The organism is Hymenobacter antarcticus (assembly GCF_039539545.1).
Classification (GTDB): Bacteria; Bacteroidota; Bacteroidia; order Cytophagales; family Hymenobacteraceae; genus Hymenobacter; species Hymenobacter antarcticus.
This window is the reverse complement of the sequence record NZ_BAABDI010000059.1, coordinates 1-6,440: the sequence shown is the minus strand read 5'-3', so window position 1 is coordinate 6,440 and position 6,440 is coordinate 1. Positions and strand designations below refer to the sequence as shown.

Below are 6,440 nucleotides of genomic sequence, written 5' to 3'. Positions count from 1 at the left end.
GCCAAATCACCCGCCCAGCCACGGCCAGCACCGACGCACTGGCCCGACAAGTGATGGCCTTACTGAACTGGCTTATTTCGCAAGTCGCTTGTTATCAAATACCTGGAAAAATGGCAGGGTAGAGTGGTGCTGGCCAAAACCGGCTACATTGCCGGCGGCCCGGCCGCCTTTGCGGCTTACCTGAAAACGGTGGTGCCCACGCTGTAGCCAGCAGAGCCCCGACTCGGTGGCCAACATCGTGGGCTTCGCGCTTTAGCCAATGGGTGAATGAGTGTATGGGTGCTGGTGCGCCATGTACGGTACGGCGGGCGTGGGCCTGCGACGCGGCCCTGGGCAAGCGCGGCAGTACGTTCTTTGCAATCGGTGAGTCCGCAGCAGGTCATTCACCCATTCACTCATTCACCCATTCACTCATTGTCAATGAAGCATTGGCTGGTAAAATCTGAACCCGAAGCGTATTCCTGGGCCACTTTCGTAGCCGAAGACGGCACCGCCTGGACCGGCGTGCGCAACTACCAGGCCCGCAACAATCTCAACCTGATGCAGCCCGGCGACCTGGTGCTGTTTTACCACAGCGTAAGCGAGAAAGCCGTGGTGGGAATTGCCGAAGTAGCCGCGCCCGCCGCCCCGGATGCCACCGCCGAAGCCGGTTCGCCGTGGGTGGCCGTGCACCTGCGGCCGGTGCAGCCCCTGCCCCAGCCCGTGAGCCTGGCCCAGCTCAAAGCTGATGCGCGGCTGGGCGAGCTGGCCCTGCTGCGCCAGTCGCGGCTGTCGGTGCTGCCGGTGCGGCCCGAGGAGTTTGACGCCGTGCTGGCGCTGGGCGCGAAATAAAACCGGGCCTCAGAACTTAAAGCTTAAGTTCGGGTGTAACTTTAGGAAAGGCCATTAGGTAGTCAGTCATAAGTAGTCAGTAGTCAGACGTGATTCAGCTTTCAGATTATCAAAGCGTTGTTTTCTTACTACTGACTGCTTAATTCTGACTGCCTACTTACTTGTTCTATCAGCCGTTGCTCGCGGCACCCGGACATGAAAATCCGCTACGTTGTTCTGTTGCTCACCCTCGGCCTGCTGGTTGCGCCGTCGGCCCTGCGTGCGCAAAAAAAAGCGGTGCCGCCGCCCGCCAACGCTCCGCGGCAGCCGGCGCGCACCGAGCTGTTGCTCGACCAGTACAACAGCGAGGTGCACGTGCTGCCCCTGCCCGCCGATAGCACGGTGGTGGTGCTGGTGGGCCGCAACCAGCCGCTTTCCAGCAAAACCTTCTACGTATTTCAGCAATACGACCATGCCCTGCACCTGCGCCAGGAGTCGCAACTGGAAGTACCCGATGAGTTCAATTACGTGCGCATGTGCGCCGAGGCCGGTACCGTGTACGCGCTGTTTTCGTCGCGCACCACGCCCGGCCGCCTGTGGGTCGCCGCCTACAACGGCCGCCTGGGCCAGGTGCGCACCCAGCAGTATGAAACCCGCCTGAGCCGCGAAATTGTGGAGCTGAAGGCCCTGGATGGCCGCCTGTTTGCCACCGTGCTGCTCAACGACCAGCGCCACGTCACGGCCCTGCTGCTGGACGTGGCTACCGGCCAGATGCAGTACCTGGCGTCCATCTACGAGCTGCTGCCCACGCAGCTCACCTTCGTGGCCGATGCCGTGAGCCGGCGCGCCGAGTACGTGCTCAGCCAAACCAACGGCCGCAAGTCGCGCCTGCTCCTCAAGCAGCTCACCGAACACGGGCAGCTCGTGAGCTCCGAATTTGTGCAGGCCGAGAGCGAGCGCAGCCTCATTACGGCCCAGCTCACACCACCCCAGGACACCACCGCCCGGCTCCTGATGGGCACGTATTCGCTGCGCGACCCCAACTACGCCCAGGGCCTCTTCGCCACCGACCTGCGCCCCACGGGTACCACCGGCACCAAGCCGCCCCTGCGCTTCTACGATTTTCTGCGTCTCAAGCACTTTTTTGATTACCTGAAACCCCAGCGGCAGGCCCGCCTGCGGCAGCGCACCGAGCGCCGCGTGGCCCGCTCGGTACCGCCTCTGCGCTGGCGCTACCGCCTGCTGCTGCACGAGCTGCTGCCCCAGGCCGATGGTGGCTACGTGCTGGTGGCCGAGGTGTATTACCCGCACTACCGCTACAACAGCTACAATAGCATGATGACGCCCTTCAACAACCCCAGCAGCCTCTACGGCTCGGGTAGTTCCCGCGTTTTCGATGGCTACCAAACCACGCACGCCCTCGTCTGCGGCTTCGACCGGGGCGGTAATCTACTCTGGGACAATACGTTTGTAGTAGAAAACCTGCGCCGGCGCGAGCTGGAGGAAGCCGTGCGCCTGCAAACCCTCCCCGACGGCCGGCTCGTGCTGGCCTACCTCGACGAGGAAAAGCTGCGCTACAAGCTGATTGACCGCGCCGAGTCGTCGCCCAACGACCACCAGGTGCCCATCCAGACGGGCCTGGACCCTACCCGCGACACCGGCCCCGAGCACGCCAGCGATACCTGGCAATCTGACTTGCTGCCGTGGTTTGGCAGCCGGTTTGTGGCTTCGGGCTACCAGCGCGTCCGGGTGGGGCGCGGGCCCGACCGCGAGGTATTTTTCCTTAATTCCGTCGTGTTTTAAGCAAAAAAGCACCGCGCAGCCCGGGCAGTTGGCAAACGCGGCAAGGAGAGAGTGCGTACAACCGCCCAATTTCTCGCCAACTTTGCTCCATGCTAATCAAACTTCGTTTCCCTGCCCTTTTCCTGTTCCTGCTGCTGGTGGGCTGCCGCGCTGGTGGCCCCGGCACCCCGGCCCGCACCGTGGCCTCCTTCTTTTCTAAGTACGATGGCCGCGAAGGCTTCAAAACCACCGAGTGGTCGGCCGCCTTACTAGAGCGCCTGGCCTTGGTGAAAGCCGCCAAGCTCCTCGGTGGCTCCGACCTCACCAACGGCATCACGGGTATTCGCTCGGCCAAGGTCATCACCTTCACCCCCACCACCGGCGCGGCCCGCGACCTGGCCCAGCAGGGCTTGCGGCAGGAGGCGACGGGTATTTTGCAGGGCGAAAAATACACGCCGCTGTCCACTGCCGGGTTCGGCGGCAGCAACTACGCCATTTCCACCCGCGGCTCGGGCGACAGAGTATCCGAGTTTGCCGCCCTGGGCACCCTGCCCGACGCGGCTGATTCCTTCGTGCTGGTAGCAGTCGATGGCAATTTCACCCGCTCGCAGGTAGAGGCGCTCAGCAAGTACCTGCCGCAACTGGTGCAGGCCACGAGTAAGTAATTCCAGGTTTAAACCAGAACGTCATGCTGCGGCTACGCTCAGCATGACGTTCTGGTTTTACCCGTTTCTTCCTTACCGTTGCGCCATCAACTCCTCAATAGCATCGGCTTGCAACGGAATAGCGGCCATCAGGTCCTCGTTGCCGGTGGCGGTGAGTAGAATATCGTTTTCCAACCGAATGCCCAGGCCTTCCTCGGGGATATAGATGCCGGGTTCCACGGTGTACACCATGCCCGCCTCGAAGGTGCGGTACTTGTAGCCTACATCGTGCACATCAAGGCCCAGATAGTGGCTGGTGCCGTGCATGAAATACTTCTTATAAAGCGGCGCGGCGGGGTCCTGGTTCTTCACGTCGGCGGCATTCAGCAGGTCGAGCCGGATGAGCTCCTGCTCCATGCACTCGCCCACCTGGCGGTGGTATTCCTCGATTTCGGTGCCGGGAATGAGGCGGGTTTTGGCAAAGTTCATCACGGCCAGCACCGAGTCGTAGACCTGGCGCTGACGCGGGCTGAACTTGCCGTTGACCGGAATACTACGCGAGAGGTCGGCGGCGTAGTTGGCATATTCGGCCCCAAAATCCAGCAGAATCACGTCGCCGTCCTGGCACTGGTTGTCGTTGGTGGTGTAGTGCAGCACGGTGGCGTTTTTGCCGCTGGCCACGATGCTGCCGTAGGCCGGCCCCCGGCTGCGGTTGCGCATGAACTCATGCACGATTTCGGCCTCAATCTCGAACTCCCACACGCCGGGCTTCACGAAGCCCAGCAGCCGCCGAAACGCCTTGCCCGTAATGTCGCAGGCCTGCCGCATCACCCTGATTTCCTCGGCACTCTTGATGGCGCGCAAGTTGTGCAGCAGCGGCGCAGCGCGGCGGTAGGTGTGCAGCGGGTACTGATTCTGCAATGATTTGATAAAACGCGCATCACGCGTTTCCACCTCCACCACGGCCCGAATGTGCTCGTTGGCGTTCAGATACACCTGCTCAGCCTCGTTCATGAGCGCGGGCAACACCGTTTTGAAGCTATCCAGCCACATAATGGTGGTGATGCCGGAGTTGGTCCGCGCCTCGTCCCTGGTCAGCTTGTAGCCCTCCCAGATGAGAATATGCTCCGAGGTTTCCTTCAAAAACAGGATTTCACGGTGCTGCGGCAGCCGCGCATCCGGAAAAAGCACCAGGATGCTTTCCTCCTGGTCCACGCCGGAGAGGTAGAACAGGTCGTTGTTTTGCCGAAAAGCCATGGTGCCGTCGGCATTGGTCGGCATCACGTCATTACTCTGGAAGATGGCCAGCGAGGCCGGGGCCAGCTGCTCACGAAAGCGGCGGCGATTTTCTATGAACAACTCGGGAGCGAGGGGGGCGTAGCGCATACGTGGGTGGGGGTTGGAATTCAGGCCGCAAGTTAGGCAGGGCGCGGTGGGCGGCCAGCGGGCCAGCACCGCCAAAATCACCACCCGCCACCCACAAAAAAGCCCTTGCTCGGGCTGAGCAAGGGCTTCTTCTACCTATTTGCACCACTACCTACATTTTGGTTTTGGTCGATTTCACGGTCGTCTTGTTGGCTTTATAGCGCCTATCGGCCGTGCCATCGGCTTTGCGGGGACCGGTGGTGGTTTTGGTCATTTTGTTCTCGCTGTAGCGCAGGTCGGGCGTACCGTCGGCCTTCATTCTGGTGCTGGTCGACGTCGAAGAGCTCGACTTCGTCATGCCCGAGGGCGTCGTCATCGTGCTCGACTTGCTGGTGGTGGCCGAGCCCTTGGTCATGGTGCTCGACTTGGTCATGCCCGCCGGGTTGGTCATCGTGCTCGACTTCGTGGTCACTTTGCTGGCCGGTACCTGCGCGGTGCGGGTCGTCATTTTCGAGGAGCTAGTGCTCATCGTGGAGGTGCTGGTGGGCGGCGTGGGGGCCGGCGTCTGGGCCAGGGCGGCCGAACTGCCCAGCAGGCTTAGCGAAACGAGGAAACCGATGATGCGCTTCATAAATCAGGAAGTGAAGGGTGAGAAATGGGTCTGCTACGCGGCACGGCGGCGGCGGTCAGCAATGTACCCTTTTTTTCAGCCTTTTAGCCCCGGTCATTGGGGTGCTCAGCAGGTTAAACCCCTCGCGCAATACTGCCTCCAACCGGCATCAATCCACCTTTATCGGTCAACCTTATGAAAAAGCCCCTGTTTTCGCTAGTCGCTCTTGTTGGCGCACTCACCGTTTCGCAGGTAGCCTCAGCCCAAACCGTTACGCCTGGCATCAACGCCCGCCACGGCAATGAGCGGGCACGTATTGGCCAGGGCGTGGCCACCGGCGAGCTGACCCGGACGGAAGCCGCCCGACTACGGGCCCGCGAAGCGGCCATTCAGCAGGACAAAAAAGCAGCCCGCGCCGATGGCGTGGTCACCCGCGACGAGCGCCAGGACATCCGCGCAATTTACCGGCAGAAACACGATAATCAGACCCGGCCGCGCGTGAACCGCTAACCAATTGCAAACCAAATAATTAGTAGCGCTACCCGAAATTTAAGCCTCATTTAAAAATATGCAAGGATTTTTTATTAATATATTTTGAATGCGAAAAACACTATGTACTTTAGCGCAGCCAATTGGCTTGGCTGCCGGCAGCTGCTGGCGGATTGAAAGCCGGATTACCTCCATTTTTCTTCTGCATCCTATGAAAGCTTACTTCTACTTCCTGCTCACCATTGGCAGCCTGCTGGCCACCGCTCCGGCTCAGGCTACTACTGGCCCGGCTTCCCCCGAAAACCCCACCGAAATTCAGCGCAAAACAGCGGCCCGGGCCAAAGTTGTCGAAACGAAAAAGGCCGCCGCCGCCGCGGCTACCACGAAGCGCTCCGTCTGGTCTAAAACCCGAAAGTCCACCGCCAAGGTTAACAACAAGCTGGGGTATGCCATGATGGTTGTGCTGGGGCTGGAGGAGAGCAAAGCGGTGACGTCCCCCGCCAAGCTCACGCGGCAGCTGCACGCCCACCAAAGGCAGCTGAAAATGAAAGCCCGCATCAACGCCCGCGCCCGCCGCGCCCGTGTCCATCAGTAGGCACCCCACCGGCTCCAATTGTCTCGTCCGGCTATATGTTGACAGGAATAAGGCAAGGGCCCTGCTCGGATTTTCCGGCGGGGCTTTTTCCTTGCAAATGGACTTGATTGGGGGTTAAGTAATTCAGGGCCAGGTGGGGCCGTTC

Annotated in this window: 7 protein-coding genes; 5 read left to right on the top strand and 2 right to left on the bottom strand. The window is 60.9% G+C overall.

Annotated elements, in window-relative coordinates; all coding sequences use genetic code 11:
* The first annotated feature begins 420 nt into the window (after window positions 1-420).
* The 3 genes from ABD819_RS21320 (at window position 421) to ABD819_RS21310 (ending at window position 3,257) form a co-directional block, all read left to right on the top strand.
* Window positions 421-831: an EVE domain-containing protein gene (locus ABD819_RS21320; protein ID WP_345127690.1), complete on the top strand. Its 411-nt coding sequence runs from the start codon at window positions 421-423 to the stop codon at window positions 829-831.
* Window positions 832-1,026: 195 nt separating this feature from the next.
* Complete coding sequence (locus tag ABD819_RS21315; RefSeq protein ID WP_345127688.1) at window positions 1,027-2,613, top strand: hypothetical protein; 1,587 nt, start codon at window positions 1,027-1,029, stop codon at window positions 2,611-2,613.
* Between the two features lie 89 nt (window positions 2,614-2,702).
* Complete coding sequence (locus tag ABD819_RS21310) at window positions 2,703-3,257, top strand: DUF4252 domain-containing protein (protein WP_345127687.1); 555 nt, start codon at window positions 2,703-2,705, stop codon at window positions 3,255-3,257.
* 72 nt (window positions 3,258-3,329) lie between these two features.
* Here ABD819_RS21310 and ABD819_RS21305 read toward each other — a convergent pair whose 3' ends face one another.
* Together ABD819_RS21305 and ABD819_RS21300 are read right to left on the bottom strand one after the other, a co-directional pair.
* The gene (locus ABD819_RS21305; protein ID WP_345127686.1) at window positions 3,330-4,622 is read right to left on the bottom strand and encodes an aminopeptidase P N-terminal domain-containing protein; all 1,293 of its coding nucleotides are present in this window, start codon (window positions 4,620-4,622) and stop codon (window positions 3,330-3,332) included.
* 151 nt (window positions 4,623-4,773) lie between these two features.
* On the bottom strand, window positions 4,774-5,232 hold the full coding sequence (locus tag ABD819_RS21300; protein ID WP_345127684.1) for a hypothetical protein: 459 nt from the start codon (window positions 5,230-5,232) through the stop codon (window positions 4,774-4,776).
* 174 nt (window positions 5,233-5,406) lie between these two features.
* Here ABD819_RS21300 and ABD819_RS21295 point away from each other — a divergent pair, with 174 nt between their 5' ends.
* Entirely contained in the window at window positions 5,407-5,721 is a 315-nt protein-coding gene (locus ABD819_RS21295) for a hypothetical protein (RefSeq protein WP_345127683.1), read from the top strand.
* Between the two features lie 190 nt (window positions 5,722-5,911).
* Window positions 5,912-6,295, top strand: a complete 384-nt coding sequence (locus ABD819_RS21290; protein ID WP_345127681.1) for a hypothetical protein — start codon at window positions 5,912-5,914, stop codon at window positions 6,293-6,295.
* The last annotated feature ends 145 nt before the right edge of the window (window positions 6,296-6,440 follow it).